The organism is Saccharothrix hoggarensis (genome assembly GCF_042678885.1).
In the GTDB taxonomy this organism is placed as follows: Bacteria; Actinomycetota; Actinomycetes; order Mycobacteriales; family Pseudonocardiaceae; genus Actinosynnema; species Actinosynnema hoggarensis.
The window spans coordinates 1-20,099 of record NZ_JBHTLK010000065.1; the positions used below are offsets into that span (position 1 = coordinate 1).

19 protein-coding genes are annotated in these 20,099 nt (G+C 72.5%); 5 read left to right on the plus strand and 14 right to left on the minus strand.

What is annotated here, in order from left to right; all coding sequences use genetic code 11:
- Positions 1 to 490: 490 nt before the first annotated feature.
- The gene (gene tyrS / locus ACFQ3T_RS15035) at positions 491 to 1,765 is read right to left on the minus strand and encodes a tyrosine--tRNA ligase (protein WP_380723871.1); all 1,275 of its coding nucleotides are present in this window, start codon (positions 1,763 to 1,765) and stop codon (positions 491 to 493) included.
- A gap of 122 nt (positions 1,766 to 1,887) precedes the next feature.
- Here tyrS and ACFQ3T_RS15040 point away from each other — a divergent pair, with 122 nt between their 5' ends.
- On the plus strand, positions 1,888 to 2,385 hold the full coding sequence (locus tag ACFQ3T_RS15040; RefSeq protein WP_380723872.1) for a hypothetical protein: 498 nt from the start codon (positions 1,888 to 1,890) through the stop codon (positions 2,383 to 2,385).
- A 111-nt stretch (positions 2,386 to 2,496) separates the two neighbouring features.
- Positions 2,497 to 3,018 (plus strand): EF-hand domain-containing protein, encoded by a 522-nt coding sequence (locus ACFQ3T_RS15045; protein ID WP_380723873.1) that lies wholly within the window; start codon positions 2,497 to 2,499, stop codon positions 3,016 to 3,018.
- Between the two features lie 98 nt (positions 3,019 to 3,116).
- On the opposite strand, the gene ACFQ3T_RS15050 is transcribed toward ACFQ3T_RS15045, so the two are convergent.
- The 10 genes from ACFQ3T_RS15050 to argC form a co-directional block, all read right to left on the minus strand.
- Entirely contained in the window at positions 3,117 to 3,596 is a 480-nt protein-coding gene (locus ACFQ3T_RS15050) for a hypothetical protein (protein ID WP_380723874.1), read from the minus strand.
- A 290-nt stretch (positions 3,597 to 3,886) separates the two neighbouring features.
- Positions 3,887 to 4,531, minus strand: coding sequence for a DNA-3-methyladenine glycosylase (locus tag ACFQ3T_RS15055; protein ID WP_380723875.1), 645 nt, complete (start codon positions 4,529 to 4,531; stop codon positions 3,887 to 3,889).
- Positions 4,515 to 5,858, minus strand: coding sequence for an argininosuccinate lyase (argH, locus tag ACFQ3T_RS15060; protein WP_380723895.1), 1,344 nt, complete (start codon positions 5,856 to 5,858; stop codon positions 4,515 to 4,517). The genes ACFQ3T_RS15055 and argH overlap by 17 nt, the downstream gene beginning before the upstream one ends.
- A 44-nt stretch (positions 5,859 to 5,902) precedes the next feature.
- On the minus strand, positions 5,903 to 7,099 hold the full coding sequence (locus ACFQ3T_RS15065) for an argininosuccinate synthase (protein ID WP_380723876.1): 1,197 nt from the start codon (positions 7,097 to 7,099) through the stop codon (positions 5,903 to 5,905).
- Complete coding sequence (locus ACFQ3T_RS15070; protein WP_380723877.1) at positions 7,092 to 7,598, minus strand: arginine repressor; 507 nt, start codon at positions 7,596 to 7,598, stop codon at positions 7,092 to 7,094. Before ACFQ3T_RS15070 ends, ACFQ3T_RS15065 begins: the two co-directional genes overlap by 8 nt.
- Positions 7,595 to 8,521, minus strand: a complete 927-nt coding sequence (argF, locus tag ACFQ3T_RS15075; protein ID WP_380723878.1) for an ornithine carbamoyltransferase — start codon at positions 8,519 to 8,521, stop codon at positions 7,595 to 7,597. The genes ACFQ3T_RS15070 and argF overlap by 4 nt, the downstream gene beginning before the upstream one ends.
- The gene (locus tag ACFQ3T_RS15080) at positions 8,521 to 9,696 is read right to left on the minus strand and encodes an acetylornithine transaminase (RefSeq protein WP_380723879.1); all 1,176 of its coding nucleotides are present in this window, start codon (positions 9,694 to 9,696) and stop codon (positions 8,521 to 8,523) included. Before ACFQ3T_RS15080 ends, argF begins: the two co-directional genes overlap by 1 nt.
- Complete coding sequence (gene argB, locus ACFQ3T_RS15085; RefSeq protein ID WP_380723880.1) at positions 9,693 to 10,592, minus strand: acetylglutamate kinase; 900 nt, start codon at positions 10,590 to 10,592, stop codon at positions 9,693 to 9,695. Before argB ends, ACFQ3T_RS15080 begins: the two co-directional genes overlap by 4 nt.
- Positions 10,589 to 11,743 carry a bifunctional glutamate N-acetyltransferase/amino-acid acetyltransferase ArgJ gene (argJ, locus tag ACFQ3T_RS15090; RefSeq protein ID WP_380723896.1) on the minus strand — a complete coding sequence of 385 codons (1,155 nt, stop codon included), beginning with the start codon at positions 11,741 to 11,743 and terminating at the stop codon, positions 10,589 to 10,591. Before argJ ends, argB begins: the two co-directional genes overlap by 4 nt.
- Positions 11,744 to 11,826: 83 nt before the next feature.
- Positions 11,827 to 12,843 (minus strand): N-acetyl-gamma-glutamyl-phosphate reductase, encoded by a 1,017-nt coding sequence (gene argC, locus ACFQ3T_RS15095; protein ID WP_380723881.1) that lies wholly within the window; start codon positions 12,841 to 12,843, stop codon positions 11,827 to 11,829.
- Between the two features lie 294 nt (positions 12,844 to 13,137).
- On the opposite strand from argC, the gene ACFQ3T_RS15100 reads away from it, so the two are divergent.
- Positions 13,138 to 13,785, plus strand: a complete 648-nt coding sequence (locus ACFQ3T_RS15100; RefSeq protein WP_380723882.1) for an HAD family hydrolase — start codon at positions 13,138 to 13,140, stop codon at positions 13,783 to 13,785.
- Positions 13,786 to 13,799: 14 nt separating this feature from the next.
- Positions 13,800 to 14,669 (plus strand): alpha/beta fold hydrolase, encoded by an 870-nt coding sequence (locus ACFQ3T_RS15105; protein WP_380723883.1) that lies wholly within the window; start codon positions 13,800 to 13,802, stop codon positions 14,667 to 14,669.
- On the opposite strand, the gene sthA is transcribed toward ACFQ3T_RS15105, so the two are convergent.
- A complete protein-coding gene (gene sthA / locus ACFQ3T_RS15110) occupies positions 14,659 to 16,071 on the minus strand; it encodes a Si-specific NAD(P)(+) transhydrogenase (protein ID WP_380723884.1) in 1,413 nt (470 codons plus the stop codon). The two genes, ACFQ3T_RS15105 and sthA, sit on opposite strands and share 11 nt — an antisense overlap.
- Here sthA and ACFQ3T_RS15115 point away from each other — a divergent pair.
- Positions 16,070 to 16,783 carry a DNA alkylation repair protein gene (locus ACFQ3T_RS15115; RefSeq protein ID WP_380723885.1) on the plus strand — a complete coding sequence of 238 codons (714 nt, stop codon included), beginning with the start codon at positions 16,070 to 16,072 and terminating at the stop codon, positions 16,781 to 16,783. The genes sthA and ACFQ3T_RS15115 overlap by 2 nt on opposite strands.
- A gap of 13 nt (positions 16,784 to 16,796) precedes the next feature.
- On the opposite strand, the gene ACFQ3T_RS15120 is transcribed toward ACFQ3T_RS15115, so the two are convergent.
- Both ACFQ3T_RS15120 and pheT read right to left on the minus strand, forming a co-directional pair.
- Positions 16,797 to 17,294, minus strand: coding sequence for a hypothetical protein (locus tag ACFQ3T_RS15120; RefSeq protein WP_380723886.1), 498 nt, complete (start codon positions 17,292 to 17,294; stop codon positions 16,797 to 16,799).
- A gap of 326 nt (positions 17,295 to 17,620) precedes the next feature.
- Positions 17,621 to 20,098 (minus strand): phenylalanine--tRNA ligase subunit beta, encoded by a 2,478-nt coding sequence (gene pheT / locus ACFQ3T_RS15125; RefSeq protein WP_380723887.1) that lies wholly within the window; start codon positions 20,096 to 20,098, stop codon positions 17,621 to 17,623.
- Position 20,099: the final 1 nt, after the last annotated feature.

Genomic DNA, 20,099 nt, shown 5'->3' on the forward strand with positions numbered 1-20,099 from the left:
GTCATACAATTTACTGGCTATTCGGCACGCTGTTGAGTTCTCAAAGAACACGCGCACATCGTCACCCACCGCTTGACGCGGCACGATCGGAGGCTTGTGATTCAGAAAGCTTGTATGTGAACCAGACGCCCTGGTCGCAACGGCTCAGACGAGCCTGGACTGGGTCTTCCTGTTCGAGGTCACCCACTCTACCACGCTAGCGGGAGCTTGGTTCGTGACCCGCCGCACTCCGTTCCGGTTTCCCCGGCCCGTTCCGCGCTGACATGGAGAAAGTTACACGCACCCGAACGAGAGGTCAAATCGGGGGCGCAGCATCACCCCACAGGCTGAAACCGCAGGTCAGCAGCCCGTGCAGCAGTCCACCCCACGCTATCCGACCCGATCCGCCCGCAACAGTGTGACCGCGATCACACCCGGAGATGACGAAGGCCGCCGGCCCGCGTGGGACCGGCGGCCTCCGTGCTGCCGCGTCGTGGAACGTCGGCGCAGGTCAGACCTGCACGCGCACGCCGGCGGTGTTCCGCTTGCCGCGGCGGACGACCAGCCACGCGCCGTGGAGCAGGTCCTCCTTGGCGGGCACCCACTCCTCGTCGGCGACCTTGGCGTTGTTCACGTACGCGCCGCCCTCCTTCACCGTGCGCCGCGCCGCGCCCTTGCTCTCGGCCAGCCCGGAGCTGACGAGCAGGTCCACGATCGTCGGCGCGTCGGCCAGGCGGACCTCGCCGGTCGGCGCCTCGGCCATCGCGGCCTCCAGCGTGGACAGGTCCAGCTCGCGCAGCTCACCCCGGCCGAACAGGGCCTGGCTGGCGACGATCACCTGCCGCGTCTCGTGCTCGCCGTGCACGAGGTTGGTGAACTCCTCGGCCAGCCGCTTCTGCGCGGCGCGCAGGTGCGGGGCCTCGGCGGTCTGCCGCTCCAGCTCGGCGATCTCCTCCTGGGTGAGGAAGGTGAACAGCCGCAGGTAGCGGAGCACGTCGGCGTCGCCCACGTTCACGAAGTACTGGTACCAGGCGTACGGCGAGGTCATCTCCGGGTCGAGCCACACGTTGCCGCCGCCGGTGGACTTGCCGAACTTGCGGCCTTCAGCGTCGGTGACCAGCGGCGCGGTCAGGGCGTGCACGGACGCGCCGTCGACCTTCCGCACCAGGTCGACCCCGCCGACGATGTTGCCCCACTGGTCGGAGCCGCCCACCTGGAGCCGGGTGCCGAACCGGCGGTGCAGCTGGAGGTAGTCGTGCGACTGGAGCAGGAGGTAGCTGAACTCGGTGTACGACATGCCGTCGCCGTCGAGGCGGCGCTTGACAGTCTCGCGGGACAGCATGACGTTGACCGAGAAGTGCTTGCCGACGTCGCGCAGGAAGTCGAGCACGGACATGCCGCCGGTCCAGTCGAGGTTGTTGACCACGACGGCGCCGGTGGGGCCGTCGTCGAACTCGACGAACCGCTCCAGCTGGCCGCGGATGCGACCGGCCCACTCGGCGACGGTGTCCAGCGGGTTGAGCGCGCGCTCGGCGCTGTCGCGGGGGTCGCCGATCATGCCGGTGGCGCCGCCGGCGAGGACGACCGGCCGGTGCCCGGCGCGCTGGAAGCGGCGCAGCATGAGCAGCGGGACGAGATTGCCGGCGTGCAGGCTGGGCGCGGTCGGGTCGAAGCCGCAGTAGAGGGTGAGCGGGCCGGCGTCGAGATCCTTCCGCAGCGCGTCGAGATCGGTGGACTGCGCGATCAGGCCGCGCCAGGACAGCTCGTCAAGGATGTGCTCGCTCACCGGTCCATCTTCGCCTACCGCGTCCAGCGGTTTCGTCGCAGGTGGCGTGTGCGGTCGGGCGCGGTTTCCGGGGTCGCGCCGCCGGGTAGCCCTTCCGAGGGCTCTAGTGAGAGGACCCTGCGATGACGTACCCCGACCGCGATCGACGTCCCGCCGACCGTCCGACCGAGATCATGCCGTCGTCCGACCCCCGCTACCAGGAAGCCCGGTACCAGGAGGCGCGGTACGAGGAACCCGTTTACCCCGAACCGGCCTACCAGCAGGAAGAGGTCGTCGAGCGGGGTGACGGCCGGGTGCGCGCGGTGCGGGTCGCGTGCGCGCTGATCGACCTGCTGTGCTGGTTGTTCGCGATCGTGCTGGCGATCCACATCTTCCTGGTCATCGGCGGCGCGAACCCCGCCAACGGGTTCGCGCGGGTGATCGAGTCGTGGTCGGCGGCCGTGTCGCTGGGCCTGCGCGACCTGTTCACGCCGGCCGACCAGGGGTTGCGGACCCTGTTCAACGACGGCCTGGCGGCGTTGCTGTGGCTGCTGATCGCGGCGGTGCTGACCAGCATGATCAGCCGGATCGCGTTGCCGACGCACGCGCGGCGGGTGTGGTTCCGGCGGTCGGTGCGGTGACGTGGGCGGTGGGGCGCTACCCACCGTCACCACCGGGTTCACCCTGGCGCACCGGCGTATGCCCCGGCTGGTTAATTGTCCGCGCCGCGCCGGCCCGCCAAGTTTGCTTGCGTGGCCAGCGACTTGCAGCAGAGGAAGACCTCCATCGTGTTCACCGCGATGGACGTGAACGGCGACGGTTTCCTGGAACGGGCCGACTTCGAGGCGTTGACGGACCGGTGGGAGGGCATCCGCGGCGGAGCCGGGCACGCGCGGCTGCGGGAGATCATGATGCGCTGGTGGGACGCGCTGCGGGCGTCGTCCGACGAGAACGACGACCACCGGGTGTCCGTGGACGAGGTGCTGTCGGTGGTGGACAACCTCGGCACCATGCTCGACCTGGTGGTGGCCACGGCCGAGCTCATGTTCGAGGCGGTGGACGAGGACGGCGACGGCCAGGTGTCCGCGCCCGAGTACGCCCGGATGATCCACGCCTGGACCGGGAACGACGCGCCGACCGACGCCGTGTTCGCGCGGCTGGACCTGAACGGCGACGGGTCGATCTCCAAGTCGGAGTTCGTGAGCCACTGGGTCGAGTTCTGGGCCGGCGACGACGAGGACGCGCCCGGCACGCACGTGTTCGGCGAGGTCTGAGCCGACGGGTCAGTAGCGGCCGTTGATGCTGGTCGTGGGCACGGGGGCGCCGAGCCACGCGGCCCACGCGGCGGCGGCGGCGAGGGACGCCTCACCGGTCAGGCCGCCAGGCCCTCCGGCGGGGAGCCCAGCGCGCGCCACTGGTCGGTGTGGAGGGTGAGGAACTGCGCGGGCGGCAGGGCGCGGGGGTTCGCCGCCCTCGCGTCGCCGAGGTCGAGTGCGACGAGGCGGGGCCAGGCGGGCACGTCGACGACCGCGCCGCCGGCCACCCGCACCGTGCGCAGAGGCAGCCCGGCGAGCGGCGACAGGTCGACGTCGGCCGCGGTCACCTCGACGTGACCGAGGGCGGGCAGCATGGTCAGCGACGTGAGGTCGGCGCCGTCCGCGTGCCGCAGGTGGACGGCGCGGAGCAGGTGGGGTTCCTCGGCCGCGCCCAGCACGGCGGCCAGGTCGGTGCCGGCGAGCGACGCGTGCAGCGTGACGTCGGGCGCGGGGTCGGTCGGGAAGTGCAGGAAGGGTTCGGTCTCGTACTCCCCCGCGCGCAGGCGCGCCACGACCCGCGCGACGCAGTCCGCCACGGACGGCGCGACGTACTCGAGACCAGGTCGGCGTGGTGGTCGATCGCCAGCACCTGGCCGGGGTGGCCGGCGGCGGGCGCGAGGTCCACGACGAGGTGGCGGCCCGCGTCGTCGGTGGCGATCGGCACCCACCGCGGGTGGAACCAGACGGGTCGCACGGCGCCGAACGGCGTGCGGTGGACGGGCCGGGTCGACCACTCGACGGGGTCCGCGGCGCGTACGTGATGCGGTCCCAGCCGGGGTCGGCGGCGTCCACGACCGCACGGCACACCCGCGCGACCAGGCCTGGGTCATCGCCGGGCGGTCTGGGAGGCGACCCGCGTGCGGCGGGTGCCCCGGCGGTACGTGCTGACGGCGGGCGAGTCGACCCAGAACCGCCAGGGCACGTCGACCGCCACGGCCACGCCGACGCGGGGGCCGGTGCGGATGTCGGAGGCGTTCACGGGCGGCCCGGCGAGCAGCCGCACGGACGCGTCGGACTCGGTCAGGTTCACGCCGTTGTGGGCGCGGTCCAGGCCGAGGACGGTGGTGAGCCGGGCCGGTCCCTTGGCCAGCTCGGCGACGCTGCGGGCGGCCGGGCGGCGGCTCTGCGCCAGGGGCGTGCCCTCGACCACCTCGCCCGCGCGCAGCAGCACGGCGCCCGGCACGCCGTCCGTGGACGACACGACGTTGGCGCAGAAGTGCATGCCGTAGACGAAGTACACGTAGAGGCGGCCGGCGGGGCCGAACATCACGTCGTTGCGCGGCGTGCGGCCGCGGTAGCAGTGGGACGCCGGGTCGTCGCCGCCCCGGTACGCCTCGACCTCCACGATCCGCACGCCCACCACGCCGTCGGGGGTGGTGGACTCGATGACGCTGCCGAGCAGGAGCCGCGCGGCGTCGACGGGGTCGATCGCGAGCTCCTGCTCGGTGAGCTGCCTAGGTGTTCCGGGCACCGGAGACCTTGTCGCGGAGCCGCCGCAACTGCTCGGCGACCCGGTCGGGCGCGGTGCCGCCGTGGGCGTCGCGTGACGCGATCGAACCTTCCACGGTCAACACGCTACGCACGTCCGGCGTCAGCGCGGGCGAGATCGTGGCGAACTCCTCATCGGTCAGGTCCTCCAGGCCGACGCCGCGGCCCTCGGCGACGCGGACGCACTCGCCCGCCGCCTCGTGCGCCACCCGGAACGGCACGCCCTGCCGCACCAGCCACTCGGCGATGTCCGTGGCGAGGGTGAACCCGGCGGGGGCCAGGGACGCCATGCGCTCGGTGTCGAACCGCATCGTGGAGATCATCCCGGCGAGCGCGGGCAGGAGGAGTTCGAGCTGCTCCACGGAGTCGAACAGCGGCTCCTTGTCCTCCTGGAGGTCCCGGTTGTAGGCCAGCGGCTGCGCCTTCAGCGTCGCCAGGAGGCCGGTGAGGTTGCCGATGAGCCGGCCGGACTTGCCCCTGGTCAGCTCGGCGACGTCCGGGTTCTTCTTCTGCGGCATGATCGAGCTGCCGGTGGCCCACGCGTCGTCCAGCACCGCGAAGCGGAACTCGGCGGTGGTCCAGATGATCACCTCTTCGGCGATCCGGGACAGGTCGACGCCGATCATGGCCAGGACGAACGCGATCTCGGCGGCGAAGTCGCGGGACGCGGTGCCGTCGATCGAGTTCTCCACCGGGCCGTCGAAGCCGAGCTCGGCCGCGACCGCCGCCGGGTCGAGCCCGAGCGACGAGCCGGCCAGCGCGCCGGACCCGTACGGCGACACGGCGGTGCGCCTGTCCCAGTCGCGCAGCCGGTCGACGTCCCGCAGGAGCGCCTGGCCGTGCGCGAGGAGGTGGTGCGCGAGCAGCACGGGCTGCGCGGACTGCAGGTGCGTGCGGCCGGGCATGACGGCGGTGGCGTGCGCCGTCGCCTGGTCGGCCAGGGCCTCGACGACGTCCAGCACGCCGGACGACACGCGCCGGGCGGCGTCGCGCAGCCACATGCGGAACAGCGTGGCGACCTGGTCGTTGCGGGACCGGCCGGCGCGGAGCTTGCCGCCCAGCTCGGTGCCGGCCCGCTCGATCAGGCCGCGTTCGAGCGCCGTGTGCACGTCCTCGTCGGCCAGCGTGGGGGTGAACGCCCCGGAAGCCACGTCGGCCTCCAGGGCGTCCAGCGCCGCCAGCATCCGGTCCAGCTCGTCCGCGGTGAGCAGGTCCGCGCGGTGCAGCACCCGGGCGTGCGCCCGGGAGCCCCTGATGTCGTAGGGGGCGAGCCGCCAGTCGAAGTGCGTCGACGCGGACAGCAGGGCCATCGCGTCGGCGGGTCCGCTGGCGAACCGCCCTCCCCACAGAGAGCTCACTTGCCCAGGTCCCTCTTCGCGGCGATCTTGCTCGGCAGGCCCCACAGCTGCACGAAGCCCTTGGCCAGCGTCTGGTCGAACGTGTCGCCCTCGTCGTAGGTGGCGAGGTTGAAGTCGTACAGCGACTCGTCGCTGCGCCGGCCGGTGACGACCGCCCGACCGCCGTGCAGGACCATCCGGATGTCGCCGGAGACGTGCTGCTGGGTGTTCTCGATGAAGCTGTCCAGCGCGTACTTCAGCGGCGAGAACCACAGGCCGTCGTACACCAGCTCGCCCCAGCGCTGCTCGACCTGCCGCTTGAAGCGGGCCAGGTCGCGCTCCAGCGTGACGTTCTCCAGCTCCTGGTGCGCGGTGATCAGCGCGAGCGCGCCGGGCGCCTCGTAGATCTCGCGGGACTTGATGCCGATGAGCCGGTCCTCGACCATGTCGAGCCGGCCGACGCCCTGCGCGCCCGCCCGGCGGTTCAGCTCCTGGATGGCCTGCAGCACGGTGACGGTCTCGCCGTCGATCGCGACCGGGACGCCCTTGTCGAAGGTGACGACCACCTCGTCGGCGTCGCGGGGCTCGGCCGGGTTCTGGGTGTAGGAGTAGACGTCCTCGATGGGCGCGTTCCAGATGTCCTCCAGGAACCCGGTCTCCACCGCGCGGCCCCACACGTTCTGGTCCACGGAGTAGGGCGACTTCTTCGACACGTCGATGGGCAGGTTGCGGTCCTCGGCCCAGGCGATGGCCTTCTCGCGGGTCCACGCGTAGTCGCGGACGGGCGCGATGACCTTCAGGTCGGGCGCGAGGGCGCCGATGCCGACCTCGAAGCGGACCTGGTCGTTGCCCTTGCCGGTGCAGCCGTGCGACACGGTCGTGGCGCCGTGGTACTTCGCGGCCTCGGCCAGGTGCTTGACGATCACCGGGCGGGACAGCGCCGAGACCAGCGGGTAGCGGTCCATGTAGAGGGCGTTGGCCTGGAGCGCGGGCAGGCAGTACTGGTCGGCGAACTCGTCGCGGGCGTCGGCGACGACGGCCTCGACGGCGCCGCAGTCCAGGGCCCGCTTGCGGATGGTGTCCATGTCCTCGCCGCCCTGACCGAGGTCGACGGCGACCGCCACCACCTCGGCGCCGGTCTCCTCGGCGATCCAGCCGATGGCGACGGAGGTGTCCAACCCACCGGAGTACGCGAGAACGACCCGCTCACTCATGACTTTCTCCTTGTTGTGCTTGATCCTGACCGGCGGCGAGCGCGCTCACGCGTGCTGCCAGATCCGCTCCGGTGAGCGGTTCCCTCGCCACGGCGAGGATGGTGTCGTCGCCCGCGATGGTGCCGACGATGTCGTTGAGCGCGGCCCGGTCCAGCGCGCTGGCCAGGAACTGGGCCGCGCCGGGCGGGGTGCGCAGGACGGCGAGGTTGCCGGAGTGGTCCACCGACACCAGCAGCTCGCCGAGCAGCCGGGTGAGGCGGGACGTGCCGCCCTGGACGCCGCGGACGGGGCTGCCGTCCTCGGGGATGACGTAGACGGGCGCGCCGCCGTCGGGACCGCGCAGCTTCACCGCGCCGAGCTCGTCCAGGTCGCGCGACAGCGTGGCCTGGGTGACCTCGATGCCTTCCACCGCCAGGGTCTTCGCCAGCTCCGACTGGCTGCGGATGGCGCGCTGGGCGACCAGTTCGACGATGCGGGCCTGCCGCGCGGTCCTGGTCATCGCGACTGCTCCAACAGCCAGACCAGCAGCGCCTTCTGGGCGTGGAGGCGGTTCTCGGCCTCGTCCCACACGGCGCTGTTCGGGCCGTCCAGCACCTCGTCGGTGATCTCCTGGCCGCGGTGCGCGGGCAGGCAGTGCAGCACGGTCGTCTTCACGCCGGTGGCGGCGACGAGGTCGGCGTTGAGCTGGTAGGGCCGGAACGGGCGCATCCGGTCGCGGCCGTCGTTCTCCTGCCCCATCGACGTCCACGTGTCCGTGACCAGCACGTCGGCGCCGTCCACGGCCTCGCGCGGGTCCTCGATCACGGTCACCGAGCCGCCGGTGTCCGCGGCGCGCTTGCGGGCGTCGTCGAGCACCCACGGCAGCGGCTGGAACAGCGCGGGCGCGGCGATGCGGACGTGCATGCCCGCCGTGACGCCGCCGAGCAGCATCGAGTGGGACATGTTGTTCGCGCCGTCGCCGAGGTAGGTGACGGTGAGGCCGGCCAGCCTGCCGTGCACGCGGCGGATGGTCTGGAGGTCGGCGAGGACCTGGCACGGGTGGAACTCGTCGGTCAGGGCGTTGATCACCGGCACGCGGGACGCGGACGCCATGGCCTCGATGCGCTTCTGCGCGAAGGTGCGCCACACGACCGCCTCGACGTACCCGGACAGGATGCGGGAGGTGTCCTCGATGGTCTCCTCGCGGCCGAGCTGCATGGACCGGCCGTCGATGATCACCGGGTTGCCGCCGAGCTGGGCGATGCCCACCTCGAACGACAGCCGGGTGCGGGTGGAGTTCTTCTCGAAGATCACCGCGACGGACTTCGGCCCGGCCAGGGGCTTGGACGTCATCCGGTCGTGCTTGTACCCGTCGGCGAGGTCGAGGACGTCGGCCTGCTCCTCGGGGGTCAGGTCGTCGTCACGCAGGAAGTGGCGCACCATCACGACTCCTCGGGCGGGGGCAGGAACGACGGGAGGTCCGCCACCAGGCGGTGGGCATCGGACTCGGCGAGCACCAGCGGCGGCGCGAGCCGGATCACGTCGGGCTGGATCGGGTTGATCAGATAACCGGCCTGCTGCGCGGCCGCCGCGGCCTTCGCCGAGACCGCCTCGCGCAGCGTGATCCCGAGCAGCAGGCCGGCGCCCCGCACACCGGAGATGAGCGGGTGGTTCAGCGCCTCCACCCCGGCCGCGATCTCCTTGCCGACGGCGGAGGCGTGCTCCAGCAGGCCGTCGGCGGCGATGGTGTCCAGCACCGCGAGCGCGGCCGCGCAGCACACCGGGTTGCCGCCGAACGTGGTGCCGTGCTGGCCGGGCTGGAACAGGTCCTTGGCCGGGCCGATCGCGATGCACGCGCCCAGCGGCAGGCCGCCGCCGAGGCCCTTGGCCAGCGTGATGACGTCCGGCACGATCCCGACCTGGTGGAACGCGAACCACGTGCCCAGGCGGCCGATGCCGGTCTGCACCTCGTCGAGTACCAGCAGGGCGCCGTGCTCGGCGGTGATGCGGCGGGCGGCCTGGAGGTAGCCCTCGGGCGGCACGACCACGCCGTTCTCGCCCTGGATCGGCTCCACGACGAACGCGGCGGTGTCGTCGTCGATCGCGGCTTCGAGGGCCGCCACGTCGCCGAACGGGATGTGCACGACGCCGGGCACCAGCGGCTCGAACGGCTCGCGCTTCGCGGGCTGGCCGGTCAGCGCCAGGGCGCCCATCGTGCGGCCGTGGAACCCGCCGTCGGTCGCGACGACCTTCGTGCGGCCGGTGCGGCGGCTCAGCTTGAACGCGGCCTCGTTGGCCTCGGCGCCGGAGTTGCAGAACAGCACCCGGCCGTCGCCGTCCACACCGGACAGGTCGAGCAGGCGTTCGGCGAGCTTCAGCGCGGGCTCGTTGATGTAGAGGTTGGAGGTGTGGCCGATCTTGCCGATCTGCTCGGTCACCGCGGCGACGATCGCCGGGTGCGCGTGGCCGAGCGCGTTGACCGCGATCCCGGTCAGCAGGTCGAGGTACCGGTTGCCGTCGGCGTCCCAGACGTGCGCGCCCTCGCCCCTGGTGAGGGTCAGGCCGGGCGTGCCGTAGTTGTTCATCATCGCGGCTTGCCACCGCTGCTGGTCGCTCATGCCTCGTCCGCCCCAGTTCGCTCGCCGGCCACCGTCTCGGTGACCATCGTTCCGACACCCTCGGAGGTGAAGACCTCCAGCAGGACCGAGTGCGCGAGCCTGCCGTCGATCACGTGCGCCTCGGGGACGCCGCCGCGCACCGCGCGCAGGCAGGCCTCCATCTTCGGCACCATGCCGCTGTCCAGGTCCGGCAGCATCTTCTCCAGCCGCTCGGCGTCCACCTGGTGCAGCAGCGAGCCCTTGTCCGGCCAGTCCGCGTACAGGCCCTCGACGTCGGTCAGCACGACCAGCTTCTCGGCCTTCAGCGCCACCGCCACCGCGCCGGCCGCCGTGTCCGCGTTGACGTTGTGCACCACGCCCTCCGCGTCCGGCGCGACGGTGGACACGACCGGGATGCGGCCCGCCCGCACGATGTCCAGCACCGCGTCCGGGTTGACGTCGACGATGTCGCCGACCAGGCCGATGTCGACCGGCGCGCCGTCCACGATGGCCGGTCGGCGCGCGGCGGTGAGCAGGTGGGCGTCCTCGCCGGACAGGCCCACCGCGTACGGGCCGTGCTCGTTGATCAGGCCGACCAGCTCGCGCTGGACCTGGCCCACCAGCACCATGCGGACGACGTCCATCGCCTCGGGCGTGGTGACGCGCAGGCCGCCGCGGAACTCGCTCTCGATGCCGAGCCGCTTGAGCATGGCCGCGATCTGCGGACCGCCGCCGTGCACCACGACCGGGTGCAGGCCGGCGAGCTTCAGGAACACCATGTCCTGGGCGAACGCGCGCTTCAGCTCGTCGTCCACCATGGCGTTGCCGCCGTACTTGACGACCACGGTCGCGCCCCGGAAGCGCTGCAGCCACGGCAGCGCCTCGATCAGGACCTCGGCCTTGCGGTGCGCGTTCACGAGCTGTACGCGCTGTTCTCTTCGACGTAGGCGTGGGACAGGTCCGTGGTGAGGACGGTGGCCGTGCCGTCGCCGAGGTTCAGGTCCACGACGATCTCGACGTCCCGGCCGGACAGGTCGGCCTCGCTGCGGTCGGCGGCCTTGTGGCCGTCCGCGAACAGCGTCACGCCGTTGATCGCGATGCCGAGCTTGTGCTGGTCCACGGTGGCCTGCGCGCGGCCGACGGCCATCGCGATCCGGCCCCAGTTGGGGTCGGAGCCGAACAGGGCGGTCTTGACCAGGTTGTCCTCGGCGACGGTCTTCGCGACCACGACCGCCTCGGCTTCGCTGAGCGCGCCGTTGACCGTGATGGAGACCTCCTTGGTGACGCCCTCCGCGTCCCCTTGGAGCTGCTTGACCAGGTCGTGCGCCACGGCGGTGAGGACCTCGGCGAAGTCGGCGGCGGCAGGCGTGACGCCGGACGCGCCGGACGCGAGGACGAGGACGGTGTCGTTGGTGGACGTGCCGCCGTCCACGTCGAGCCGGTCGTAGGTCTTGGCGGTGACGCCGCGCAGGGCCGCGTCGAGGGCGTCGCCGTCGACCACCGCGTCGGTGGTGATGACGCTGAGCATGGTGGCCATGTTCGGGTTGAGCATCCCCGCGCCCTTGACGAACCCGCCCACGGACCACCCGTCCGGGTGACTCGCCCAGGACTGCTTGGGGTGCGTGTCGGTCGTCATCACGGCGGTCGCGGCGTTCAGCCCGGCCTGGTCGGTGCCGTCGAGCTCCTGGGCCGCCTTCTCGACGCCCGCCTTCAGGTTGTCCATCGGCAGGCGCTCGCCGATGAGGCCGGTGGAGCACACGGCGACCTCGATCGCGCCGACGCCCAGCACCTCGGCGACCTTCTCGGCGGTGGCGTGGGTGTCCTGGAAGCCCTCGGGGCCGGTGCACGCGTTCGCGCCGCCGGAGTTCAGCACGACCGCGTGGAGCTTGCGCTCCTTCAGCACCTGCTGCGACCACAGGACGGGCGCGGCCTTCACCTGGTTGGTGGTGAAGACGCCTGCGGCGGCCTGGCCGGGGCCCTCGTTGACGACGAGCGCCAGGTCCGGCGCGCCGGACTCCTTGATGCCGGCGGCGACACCCGCGGCCTTGAAGCCCTTCGGTCCGGTCACGCCCCTGGTGCGATCGGGCGCGGACGTCCCGCGGTGCGCGGTCGGTGCGGCTCCCACAGTGGACGGGCCGTCGGTATTGAGGTTCACGGTGCGACTCCCACGGTGGACAGGCCGGTGGTCTCCGGCAGGCCGAGTGCCAGGTTCATGCACTGCACCGCGGCGCCCGCGGTGCCCTTCGCGAGGTTGTCGATGGCGGCGACCACGACCAGCCGGTTCACGTCCCGGTCGACCGCGACCTGGAGCTGGACGGCGTTCGAGCCGAGCACCGCGCCCGTGGTCGGCCAGTGGCCTTCCGGCAGCAGGTGCACGAACGGCTCGTCGGCGTAGGCCTTCTCGTAGACGGCGCGGACGTCCTCGTCGGCGTCCTTCAGGGTCGCCGAGCAGGTGGCGAGGATGCCGCGCGGCAGCGGGGCGAGGACCGGGGTGAACGACACCTTGACCGGCCCGTCGGCCACCTTGGACAGGTTCTGGGCGATCTCCGGGGTGTGCCGGTGCGCGCCGCCGACGCCGTAGGCGCTGAGCGAACCCATGACCTCGGAGCCGAGGAGGTTCGGCTTGAGCGACTTGCCCGCGCCGGACGTGCCGGAGACGGCGACCACGGTGACCTCCGGCTCGACCAGCCCCATCGCGGGGGCCAGGGCCAGGGAGGACACGGTCGGGTAGCAGCCGGGGACGGCGACGCGGCGGGCGCCGCGCAGCTCGTCGCGCTGACCGGGCAGCTCGGGCAGGCCGTAGGGCCAGCTGCCCGCGTGCGTGCCGCCGTACCAGCGGTCCCAGGCGGCGGCGTCGGTGAGCCGGTGGTCCGCGCCGCAGTCGACGACGAGCGTGTCGTCGCCGAGCTGGGCGGCGATCTCGGCGGAGTGGCCGTGCGGCAGGGCGAGGAAGACGACGTCGTGGCCCTTGAGCGTGTCGGCGGTCGTCTCGGCCAGGACGCGGTCGGCCAGCGGCAGGAGGTGCGGCTGGTGCGCCAGCAGCCGGGACCCCGCGTTGCCGCCGGCGGTGAGCGCGCCGATCTCCACGTCGGGGTGCCCGAGCAGGAGCCGGAGCACCTCGCCCCCGGCGTACCCGCTGGCGCCCGCGACCGCGATCCGTACCGTCATGCGGATAAGTATGCACGGCTGTGCAAACTCACTCAACTCAATTCGGGCGCCTCCACGTCGTGAGTCCGAAGGTTCGTGCGGGCGGGTCGAGCGCGAGCGGGTTGCCCGGCCGCACCGCGACCGGCTCCGGACCGGGGTCGAACCCCGCTCGGCGCATGTGCGCGGACAACGTCGGCGTCCGGCCACGGCCCCTACCGTCCGGGTCCTGTCACAAAACGTAGCCGGCCGCCGGAGTGGTGCGGGAGCCTTCAGGGCAGTGGCGAACTACTCAGCGTGACTGCGAGGAGCGTGTCGATGACCGACCGGCTGCGGGCCGTGATCTTCGACTGGCGGGGGACGTTGGTGCTCTCGCCCACCTTCCGGGGGTGGGTGGCGGAGGCGTTGCGGCGGATCGGGCGCGACGTCGGGCAGGTCGCCGAGGTGGTGTCGCGCCTGGACGTGCGGCGGTTGGACGTGCCGGGCATGGACGCGGACGCCGACGTGCACCGGGAGGCGTGCTACGCGGCGTTCCGGGCGGCCGGGTTCGACGAGGAGCTGGCCGACTCGCTGTACGCGGTGGAGGCCGACCCGGCGTTCAACCCGTTCGCGCTGGACGCCGCGCCGACGTTGCGGGAGCTGCGCGCGCACGGCGTGCGGATCGGGGTGCTGAGCGACATCCACTTCGACATCCGGCCGGCGTTCGCGGACCTGCCCGTCGACTCGTTCGTGCTGTCCTTCGAGCACGGCGTGGTGAAGCCCGACCCGGCGATCTTCCGGCTGGCGCTGGACGAGCTGGGCACCGAGCCCGGCGAGACGCTGATGGTCGGCGACCGGTCCACGCACGACGGCGCGGGCGTGGAGGCGGGCCTGCCGACGCTGCTCGTCCCGCCGCTGCGGGACATCCGCGAGGCACGCCTCCACCTCGTCACCAATCTAATGGTTGTAACGCCATCCAACCGTTAGGTACGGTCGGCGGCATGATCCCCCAGGTGTTCCACCGGCACGTGGACGTCGACGGCGTCCGGGTCTTCTACCGCGAAGCGGGCCCGGCCGCCGCGCCCACGCTCCTGCTCCTGCACGGCTTCCCCAGCGCGTCGCACCAGTTCCGCCGGCTGATCGACGCGCTCGGCGGCCGCTTCCACCTCGTCGCGCCCGACTACCCCGGCTTCGGGCACAGCGGCGACCTCGACGGGCGGCACACGTTCGACCGGCTCGCGGACACCGTCGAGGGGTTCGTCGACGCGCTCGGCCTGCGGAGGTTCGCCCTCTACGCGTTCGACTTCGGCGGCCCGGTCGGGTTCCGGCTCGCCGTGCGGCGGCCCGAGCTCGTCACCGGCCTGGTCGTGCAGAACGCCAACGCCTACGTCGACGGCCTGTCCGACGCGGCCCGCGCGTTCATCGCCAACGACGACCGCGCCGTGGCCGCGGGGTTCATGACCCTCGCGGCCACGCGCGGCCAGTACGAGGACGGCGTCACCGACCCGGCGCTGGTGTCCCCCGACGGCTGGACCCTCGACCAGCACTTCCTCGACCTGCCCGGCCGGGCGGACATCCAGGTGGACCTCGCCCTCGACTACCGCTCCAACGTCGACCGGTACCCCGAGTGGCAGGAGTGGCTGCGCACGGCCCAGCCGCCGACGCTCGTCGTGTGGGGCCGCGGCGACGCGATCTTCACCGAGGACGGCGCGAAGGCGTACCTGCGCGACGTGCCCGACGCCGAACTGCACCTGTTCGACACCGGGCACTTCGCGCTGGAGGAGTGCCTGCCCGAGATCGCGCCGCTGGTCGCCGCGTTCCTCGACCGCCTCGGCGCGGACGCCCAGGAGTCGCGGACGCCTAGGAGTTGAAGCGCTCCAGCGCGCGGATCTTGTTCGTGGCGTCCAGCGCGGCCACCTTGTACGCCTCGGACAGCGTCGGGTAGTTGAAGACGGTGTCCACCAGGTAGTCCACCGTGCCGCCGCACGCCATGACGGCCTGCCCGATGTGGACGAGGTCGGTCGCGCCGGTGCCGAACAGGTGCACGCCGAGGAGCTTGCGGTCCGCAGTGGACACCAGCAGCTTCAGCATGCCGTAGGCGTCGCCGACGATCGAGCCGCGCGCCAGCTCCCGGTACCGCGCCAGGCCCACCTCGTACGGCACGGCGGACGACGTCAGCTCGGCCTCCGTGGCGCCGCAGTACGAGATCTCGGGGATCGTGTAGATCCCGATCGGCTGGAGCGCGGACAGCTCCCGCGCCTGCTCGCCGAACGCGTGGTAGGCGGCGAGGCGGCCCTGGTCCATCGACGTGGCGGCCAGCGCCGGGAAGCCGATCACGTCGCCGACCGCGTAGATGTGCTCGACGGGCGTGCGGTAGTGCTCGTCCACGGACAGCCGGCCGCGGTGGTCGGCCTCCAGGCCCGCGTTGTGCAGGTCCAGCGCCTCGGTGTTGCCCTGCCGGCCCGCCGAGTACATCACCGCGGCGGCCGGGATGCGCTTGCCGCTGGCCAGCGTCGTCACCGTGCCGGTCTCGGACACGTCGACGTTGACGACCTTCTCGCCGAACCGGAACGTCACGGCCAGGTCGCGCAGGTGGAACTTCAGCGACTCCACGATCTCCGGGTCGCAGAAGTCGAGCATCCGGTCCCGCTGCTCGACCACCGTCACCCGGCTGCCCAGCGCGGCGAACATGGACGCGTACTCGATGCCGATCACGCCCGCGCCCACCACGACCAGCGACGACGGGATCTCCTCCAGCGCCAGCACCTCGTCCGAGTCGAGCACCCGCTCCTCGTCGAAGTCCACCTGGTCGGGCCGGGCGGGACGGGTGCCGGTGGCGATCACGACCTTCTCGGCGGTGACGGCGTGGTGCTCGCCCCGGTGCGCGCCCTGCACGGCCACCGTGTGCGGGTCGAGGAACCTCGCCGTGCCGGTCAGCAGGTCGACCTGGTTGCGGTGCAGCTGGGCGCGCACCACCTGCACCTCGCGGCCGATCACGTGCTGCGCCCGGGACAGCAGGTCGGAGATCGTGATGTCCTCCTTGACCCGGTAGCTCGCGCCGTAGAGGTCGCGCTGGCTCATGCCGGTCAGGTACATCACCGCCTCGCGCAGCGTCTTCGACGGGATCGTGCCCGTGTTGACGCACACGCCGCCCACCATGTCCGGCCGGTCCACGATCGCGACCCGCTTGCCGAGCTTGGCGCCCGCGATGGCGGCCTTCTGCCCGCCGGGGCCCGACCCGATCACCACGAGGTCGTAGTCGTACTCGCTCATGACGGAAGCGTCGCACACCCCGGCGTCCTACGGTGGCGTCGTGAACGGACTCGCGGAGTCGATCCGGCGGGCGCTGACCGCGGCCGCCGACCCGGCCAGGGCGCCGGAGATGCGGCGGTACATGAAGTCGGACATGCCGTTCCTCGGCGTGCCGAAACCGGTGCGCGCGCGGGTGCTGCGCGACGTGTTCGCGGCCCACCCGCCCGCGTCGCGCGAGGAGTGGGTGGCGGCGGTGCTGGACGTGTGGCGCGGCGCGGAGTTCCGGGAGGAGCGGTACGCGGCGCTCGACCTGGCCGGCCGGCACCCGGAGTGGCAGGGCGCCGACCTCGTGCCGCTGTACGACGAGCTGGTCGTCACCGGCGCGTGGTGGGACTACGTGGACGAGATCGCGGCCCGCCGGATCGGCCCGCTGCTGCGCGCGTTCCCGGCCGAGCTGACGCCGGTCGTGCGGGCGTGGGCGCGCGACGGCGACCGGTGGCGGCGGCGCGTGGCGGTGATCTGCCAGCTCGGGTCCAAAGGCGACACCGACCTGGACCTGCTGCGGGACGTCATCGAGGCCAACCTCGCCGACCCGGACTTCTTCCTGCGCAAGGGCATCGGCTGGGCGCTGCGGCAGCACTCCCGCGTGGACCCCGGCTGGGTGCGGGCGTTCGTCGACGACCACCCCGACCTGTCGGCCCTGTCCCGGCGCGAGGCCCTCAAGCACCTCTGACCGCGGGCACGGGTCAGGCGCGCGCCGCCCGGCCCGAGTACGTCAACGGGAACACCAGGTCCTTGCACGCGTCCGGCACGTCGTGCGCGATCTGCACGACCATCTCGACGTCCACCGACCCGGCCGGCGGGATGGTGACCGGCTCCGGCATCGGCTCCACCGTCAGCACGCCCGACGGGCACTCCGGCACGCGGTTCTGCGCCTCGTCCAGCGGCTGCCCCGGCACGGCCTGCAGCGTCAGCACCACGATGTCCACGGTGTTCGGGTTCGACAGGCGCACCAGCCGCGCGCCCTCGCTGCCCGGCGTCAACTCGACCGCGCCGCCGGAGATGTCGTCGATCCCGAACGGCTCGATGTCGGCCACCCCGGCCTCGCCGCCGCTCACCGAGTACGCCATGGCCGGGTAATCCGGCTCGGGCCAGGTCAGGTGCATGGCGGCCACCACGGCGGCACCCACGCCGAGGATGGTCATGGCGACGGCGACTTCCATCCGCGGGCCCAAGCTGCGCATGAGGCAACCCCACTCGATTGCTGCTCCAGGCGGTGGGTTCGCCGCTAGCTCCCCGTCGGACCGGCGACCAGACTCGCCCGGCGGTTCATCGCTTCGCCCCTCGGCCCAGCGGGCCGCGAACCCAATCTTGGAGAACGTTCAACCTGCGCGCAAGGACCAAGCCGGCCCGGAAAAAGAGGTCTTTGGACCCCTTGACACGCATTGTCACGAGCCCTGATCAGGGCGTTCGCACTATCTCGGCTTACGACGGATTCACCCGTGCGGCGTAGTCCTGGACCCGCACCAATGCGGGTCCAGGACCGTCCGACAACCTGGCGAGCCGTCCGTCAGCCGCGCAGGACCGCGCCGAAGCGCTCCGCCGCGGCGGCCACGGCCGCGTCACGCGCCGCCGTCGCCTCCTCCACCGTCAGCGTGCGGTCCGGCGCCCGGAAGCGCAGCGAGTACGCCAGCGACCGCTTGCCCTCGCCCACCTGGTCACCGGTGTAGACGTCGAACAGCCGGATGTCCTCCAGCAACGCCCCACCGCCGCCGCGCAGCACCCGCGCCACCTGCTCCGCGGGCACCTCCACGGGCACGACCACGGCCACGTCCAGCAGCACCGGCGGGTACGCGGACACGACCGGCGCGGGCCGGTTGTCGGTCAGCGGCAGCGCGTCGAGGTCCAGCTCCATCGCCACGGTCCGCTTCGGCAGCCCCAGCGCCTCCACCACCTTCGGGTGAAGTTCACCGGCGTGGCCGACGGGCCAGTCGCCGACCCGCAGCTCCGCGCAGCGGCCGGGGTGCCACGGCGCCAGGTCCGACGCCACCACGGTCAGCTCGACGCCGTACGCCTGGCCGACCAGCCGCGCGGCCTGCACCGCGTCCGCCCAGTCCGCCTGCCGGCCCTTGCCCCACCAGCCGGCGTGCTCGCGGTGGCCCGCCAGCACGGCCGCCACGTGCACCGGCTGCTGCGGCAGCGCCGCCAGCAGCGACGCCACCTGCGCGTCCGAGGGCCGCTCGCCCACGCCGACGTCCGGCACGGGCACCTGCTGCGTGCGCGGCAACGTCACCTGCGCGACCGTGTAGACCGCGAGGTCCTTCTGGCCGCGCGCCAGGTTCCGCTGCACCGACTCCAGCAGCCCCGGCACCAGCGTCGTGGCCAGCGCGTGCTTGTCCGCGTCCAGCGGGTTGAGCACGCTCACGGTGTTCCGCCGCACGTCGTCCGCGGGCAGCCCCAGCGCGTCGAACACCGACGGCGAGACGAACGGGAACGGCTTGACCTCGACGAACCCGTTCTCGGCCAGCGCGCGCGACACCGTGCGGCGACGGCGCTGCTGCTCGGTCAGGCCGCGGCCGGCGGGCGCGGGCGGCAGCGTGGACGGGATCGTGTCGTACCCCTCCAGCCGCAGCACCTCCTCCACCAGGTCCGCGGGCTGGGTGAGGTCCGCGCGCCACGTCGGCGGCACCGCGGTGACCATGGTCGCGCCGTCGTCGCCCGTGGTGACCTCGACCTGGCAGCCGATCTGGCCCAGCCGTCGCGCCGTGACGCCCCGCGCGTAGCGGACGCCCGCCACCCGGTCGGGCAGGTCGATCGGCATGGACACCGGGGTCGGCAGGGTCGGCGCGCCCACGTCCGTGCGGCCGGGCTTGATGCTGCCGTCGCCGAACATGTCCAGCAGCCGGGCCGCGCGCTCCAGGGCGACCGGCGGCAACGCCGGGTCCACGGTGCGCTCGAACCGCTTCGCCGCCTCGCTGGGCAGCTTGTGCCGCCGCACCGTGCGGGCGATCGTCGCCGGGTCCCAGACCGCCGCCTCCAGCAGGATGTCCGAGCTGGTCGGGGCCACCTCGGTGCTCGCGCCGCCCATCACGCCGGCCAGCGAGACCACGCCGCTGTCGTCGGCGATCACGATGTCGTCCGGGTCGAGCACGCGGACCTGCTCGTCGAGCGTGGTCAGCTTCTCCCCGGCCTTCGCGCGCCGCACCACCAGGCCGCCCGTCACCGACGACGCGTCGAACGCGTGCAGCGGCTGCCCCAGTTCCAGCATCACGTAGTTCGTGACGTCCACGGGCAGCGAGATCGACCGGATGCCCGCCAGCATCAGCCGCCGGCGCATCCACCACGGCGTCGGCGCGGTCGGGTCGACACCGCTGACGCGGCGCGCCACGAACCGGGAGCACGCCGACGGGTCCTCGATGTGGACGGGCAGCACCTCGCCCTCGCCCTCGGGCACCTCGGCCGTGCCGGGGTCGCGGTAGGGCACGTCGAACGCGCAGGCGATCTCCCGCGCCAGGCCGCGCACCGAGAACGCGTAGCCGCGGTCCGGGGTGGGCGCGACCTCGATCACGGTGTCGCCGAGGCCGAGCAGCTCCAGCGCGTCGTCACCGGGCTGCGCGGTGCCGCTGGGCAGCACCATGATCCCCGCGTGGTCGTCGCCGAGGCCCAGCTCGCGGGCCGAGCAGATCATGCCGTTGCTGGTCTTGCCGTACGTCTTTCGGGCGGAGATCGTGAAGTCGCCGGGCAGCACCGCGCCGGGCAGCGCCACCACGACGGTGTCGCCCTCCTGGAAGTTCGACGCGCCGCAGACGATGCCGTTGACCTGGTCCGGGCCGACCTCGACCTGGCAGTAGCGGATCGGCTTCTTGAACCCGGTCAGCTCCTCGATCTCGACCACGCGGCCCGCGACGAGCGGACCCGTGACCGAGTCGAGCTTCTGCACGTCCTCGACCTCGATGCCGATGCGCACGAAGGCCTCGGCGAGCTGGTCCGGCGTGGGGAGCTCGGCGAACTCGAGGTTCTCGACCAGCCAGGTAACCGGAATGCGCACC

Bases quoted from the DNA above. Each gene is read 5' to 3' on its own strand.
- ACFQ3T_RS15040 (WP_380723872.1), top strand. From the start codon at position 1,888: ATGACGTACCCCGACCGCGATCGACGTCCCGCCGACCGTCCGACCGAG.
- argH (WP_380723895.1), bottom strand. From the start codon at position 5,858: ATGGCCCTGCTGTCCGCGTCGACGCACTTCGACTGGCGGCTCGCCCCC.
- ACFQ3T_RS15065 (WP_380723876.1), bottom strand. From the start codon at position 7,099: ATGAGTGAGCGGGTCGTTCTCGCGTACTCCGGTGGGTTGGACACCTCC.
- ACFQ3T_RS15070 (WP_380723877.1), bottom strand. From the start codon at position 7,598: ATGACCAGGACCGCGCGGCAGGCCCGCATCGTCGAACTGGTCGCCCAG.
- argF (WP_380723878.1), bottom strand. From the start codon at position 8,521: ATGGTGCGCCACTTCCTGCGTGACGACGACCTGACCCCCGAGGAGCAG.
- ACFQ3T_RS15080 (WP_380723879.1), bottom strand. From the start codon at position 9,696: ATGAGCGACCAGCAGCGGTGGCAAGCCGCGATGATGAACAACTACGGC.
- argC (WP_380723881.1), bottom strand. From the start codon at position 12,843: ATGACGGTACGGATCGCGGTCGCGGGCGCCAGCGGGTACGCCGGGGGC.
- ACFQ3T_RS15100 (WP_380723882.1), top strand. From the start codon at position 13,138: ATGACCGACCGGCTGCGGGCCGTGATCTTCGACTGGCGGGGGACGTTG.
- ACFQ3T_RS15105 (WP_380723883.1), top strand. From the start codon at position 13,800: ATGATCCCCCAGGTGTTCCACCGGCACGTGGACGTCGACGGCGTCCGG.
- ACFQ3T_RS15115 (WP_380723885.1), top strand. From the start codon at position 16,070: ATGACGGAAGCGTCGCACACCCCGGCGTCCTACGGTGGCGTCGTGAAC.
- sthA (WP_380723884.1), bottom strand. From the start codon at position 16,071: ATGAGCGAGTACGACTACGACCTCGTGGTGATCGGGTCGGGCCCCGGC.
- ACFQ3T_RS15120 (WP_380723886.1), bottom strand. From the start codon at position 17,294: ATGCGCAGCTTGGGCCCGCGGATGGAAGTCGCCGTCGCCATGACCATC.